Raw genomic sequence first — 3,944 nt, forward strand, 5'->3', positions numbered from 1 at the left:
TTCATTTGCGGCATTATTGGTTCAACAGGAGCCTGCAGCATCAACAATGCGGTATCGCGTCCGCCAGCGCTGATGGCCTTTCGCGCATTTTTCTCGGCGACTTCCTTCTCCAGTTTATAGACCGACTCAATCGCTTTATAGTCCTTAAGTGCCGCCTCGTTCTCTAGCGCTGCCTTTGCCTCCAGCCGTTTGATTGGCCCGAGTGCTTCTGCCGCAGCTGGACTTTTTAGGCTTCCCGGAGGTGCTACGACGCACCCCCATAGATTGCCTGCCTCTAGCCAGTCCGTGTGCCGCTGAGGCCTAATCCCCACCCTGCGCCCAATCAGCGCCCCTGCAGAAACCATGGCAGGGATACCGACCAGATCCGCAGGGCAGTTCATGCGCTCGGCGATATCCATAACCCAATCGCGCAACTGGCTTGGCAACAGATCAGCACTGAAAGGTTCGACCGGCAGCAATTCGTCCCGCAATGGAATAGGATCTGGCCAATCGAATGCTATTCCCTCTGCTGAGGCAGGGCGGGCATTGGCAATACTAGCCATAGCAGCTGCGTCGTCCAAGTCGGCAAAGTCTCGGCCGGTGTAGTTGGTAGCAATTTTATCCATTTGAAATGTCCTCCGGCAGCGCAATCAGCGCGCCTGTACGCTGGGAGGCGAGGCGCGCAGCTTCAATGCCAGCCTTGTCGTCATCCGCAGCAATTATAAGTTCAAGATCAGGCTGCTTTGAATGGATCATAGCAGCAACGTCGGGCAGGTTTCCGGCGCTCATGGCAGCAACAACAGGCAGACCTGTGGCACGGCTCACAGCTGCGACTGTGGCCACCCCCTCTCCGATTACTAGCTTCACTTCTGGCCGACCTCTCCACCAGAAGACCCCCTTTGTGCGGCCACCGGCGAGGAAACGCTTTTCACCATTTGGCCTGATCGTTTGGATGTTCCAGAGGTTTCCTTCGATGTCAGTCATGGGCACAAGCAGCCAATCACCGTTTTGCCACAGCCTCTCAGGAGTGATGCGCTTCAGGGATAGATAAGGATGCCCCTCATCAGCCGCATTAGCCCTTTCAAGCCTCTGGCGAGCAACCTCGGCAGTTTGCACCTGCTTAGTGAAACATTCAGCCTGTCGAGCGATCGCAGCCTTCCGGCTGGCTTCCCTTTGGGCGTGATTGAGGTGCTGCCGCTTGCGTCCTAAAGCAGGCACAAAGCCATCAGAGCGAAGCATGTCTTTTACCGCGAGCGCTTCCGCCCGACCGCCATTGAAACAATTTACAACAAAGCCGTCAGGTGCGTCCGGTTCCAGCCGAATGGCTGTTCCTCTGTCGTTGCGGGAATGCCCCGGCGTTGGAATATAGCATTCCTTCCCCGCGAACTTACCGCCATAATATGCGGCAATTGCTCGAAGATCCGGCCCGCTCATGGCTCGATCACCACAACAGTGCCGCCAAGCCCTGAGAAGAAATCATGCCGCGCTGCAAAATAGTGTGGCCATAATTTCCGTAGTATTTTCCCTTTTGGGATATCAGGTGACCATTCGCAATGCGCCTCGCCGCTTGTTGCATCGAAGCGGAATTTTATGGTTCGCCCTTTTGGCAGGCTGTAAGTTTTGCAGTAAGCGAATGGACTTTCAGCGCTTTTTGCGCTATTAGATTGAGGATCGCCCCCCAGCGATGCCCCTGCCTTGCGGTGGGGGTTTTTTCGTTGATGTTCCATCAGACGTCCCCCTCACGCATTGTTCCAAGATGAACCTCCAAGTCGCGCTCGGACCAATAAAGGCGTCCACCTAACTTTAGAGGTTGAGGCAGTCGGCCGTTGGCAAGGTCAACGTAAATTGCTGATCGAGATCTGCCGCCCAGCTTGACGCGCAGTTCAGGGAAATTGAGATATGCTTGCATGTGCAACCTTCCATCTGTGTTTTGGAAGGCTCATTCTGATCCGATTTTGATCCGGAAACTGACGCTAAATATCTGCATTTAGTGTCACGAATGTTAGTCTTTTGATCTTTCGTAATCGTTCAGGGCTTCGTATTCGCTCTGAGCTTGCCTGAAGTCGTTGCGCCATTTTTTCAAAAGAGTTGTGCTGGGACGATCTGGGCTCATTTGTTTTGCAGCCTTTGCCATTGCGTCGCCAGCGCTAAGTCCAGACGCCTCCAATGCTGAAACAACATTTTCAAAATGCTGATAGTATTCATTTTCAAATTTATTTAGTGCTTCTCTCGGTTTCAGACCAGAGTCTTCTAGCTCACAAATATATCGTCCAATGTCCCGTGCATTATTGTCAGTGAATTTATATCGTTTTCGACCACGTCGCTCCTTCAATTGCAAAAGGCGCAACAGTTCGTCGGCGTTTCGATTGCTGCGCTCGATCGCGTTAGCAAGCCAACGCGCAAGATACGGAGACAATGCCTCGCCAGCCTCCAAATGTTCCACCACTGTATCAAGTTTGGTCCAGCCATCGTCCTCCTCAGATTCTGGGTTCAGTTCAAATCCGCCATAAGAAAGTTTGCTCATCCTAGAGCCTCTACCAACTGTACAACTTTCCCGCCCTTACCAGTGACATGGTCAGCCCATCGCTCCATCAGGACGCGTCTTTGCTCCAGAAAGTCAGTTCGGCGATAGGCGCGCACCACCCCTGAATCGGTGACATGGGCCAGCATAGCCTCAGCTACCTCATGCGGCGCGTCTGTGACTTCAGCCAACCATGTCCGCAGCGATGTCCGAAAGCCGTGCGGTCGGGCTTCAAGTCCAAGGCGTTCCATCATCCGCGATAGTGCCATATCTGACAGGACGCCCTTGCGAGCGCTGGGAAACAAATAACCATCGCGCGCAAACGGTTTCGCCAATTCGATCACGCGCAGCGCTTCACCAGACAACGGAGTGCGGAAGTCCGCTGTTGCACCCTTGCGGCCCTTCATCATGTCGGCTGGCACCGTCCAGATATCGCCTTCGATCTGCTCCAGCCGCAGATGGCGCAGCGGTGTCGATCGGGAACCCGTCAGGATCGCCAGCCGTAAGGCAAGATTTACGGGCGTCGGTTCGACAAGTGACACATAGAAAGCCGGCACCTCCAGCCATGGCATAGCAGGAATGTTTTTCGGTTCATGGCGTGTCTTGCCCAATAAGGCCTTCGCCTTTGCAACAGCCTGCAAATCGACTTCTAAGCCCAGTGCTGCTGCATGTTGCAGGACGATATGAAGGCGGTTTGCGGCTTTGCGGGCGGTGTCGGCCTTGGCGTGCCATATGGGGGCCAGCGCATCACGGATGTCGCGTTGATCCAAATCCTCCACCGGCACCCTGCCCAGCTTCGGCAAGATATGCAGCTCCAGCGGCGTGAACCATCGCCCAGCCTTGCCGTCACCCTTCAACTCTGCCTTGCGCGCTTCAAAAGCTTCCACTGCCAGAACCCGCAATGTTGTATCAGCCCGCGACGCTTCCCGCGCTTCCTTCTCGCGTTCTTTGATTGGATCACGACCGGATGCAGCTACCGCCCGCCAGCGCTCCGCCGCTTCTCGCGCAGCCGCTAATGATACATTAGACAGGCCGCCCAGCCCCATCTCTCTGCGCCGCCCATGAATGGTGATGCGCAGGACCCATTGTCCGCCGCCATCAGGACGCTTGCGCAGCCATAGGCCGCCGCCGTCGCAATACTCACCAGGCGGGGCAGCCTTCACCTTCGTGGCTGAAAGTCGATTGTGGGCGGGCAAATCCTATCCCCCTAATTATCCCCCTTTCATTACTGGATAGGGCCGGACAGTTCAAGACAGACTAGGACAGAAAAACGAAGGGAACCGGTTGGTTTTAGCATACCGCAGGACAGATAAAAACACTACAGAACAGTATCTTAGTGCCTGTAGCCGGCACCATATTTTGCATAACACTCCCTCTATTTTCGGTTCGCCATGCTGACGTTCGGGCGCGGCAGGTTGTCGCTATGGTTGGGCAAGAGCCGAAG

Annotated in this window: 4 protein-coding genes; all 4 read right to left on the reverse strand. The window is 54.9% G+C overall.

Features of this window, described 5'->3' with window-relative positions; translation table 11 throughout:
• Positions 1-605: DUF3987 domain-containing protein (locus ACIQ1E_RS14400; RefSeq protein WP_396172095.1), on the reverse strand; the 605-nt coding region annotated here is incomplete at its 3' end.
• Positions 598-1,413, reverse strand: a complete 816-nt coding sequence (locus ACIQ1E_RS14405) for a toprim domain-containing protein (protein WP_396172097.1) — start codon at positions 1,411-1,413, stop codon at positions 598-600. The genes ACIQ1E_RS14400 and ACIQ1E_RS14405, both read right to left, overlap by 8 nt.
• 568 nt (positions 1,414-1,981) lie before the next feature.
• Positions 1,982-2,503, reverse strand: a complete 522-nt coding sequence (locus ACIQ1E_RS14410) for a hypothetical protein (protein WP_396172100.1) — start codon at positions 2,501-2,503, stop codon at positions 1,982-1,984.
• Positions 2,500-3,696 (reverse strand): tyrosine-type recombinase/integrase, encoded by a 1,197-nt coding sequence (locus ACIQ1E_RS14415; RefSeq protein ID WP_396172102.1) that lies wholly within the window; start codon positions 3,694-3,696, stop codon positions 2,500-2,502. Before ACIQ1E_RS14415 ends, ACIQ1E_RS14410 begins: the two co-directional genes overlap by 4 nt.
• Positions 3,697-3,944 lie beyond the last annotated feature (248 nt).

Origin of the sequence: Flavobacterium sp., from assembly GCF_044348915.1 — a bacterium.
Taxonomy (GTDB): domain Bacteria; phylum Bacteroidota; class Bacteroidia; order Flavobacteriales; family Flavobacteriaceae; genus Flavobacterium.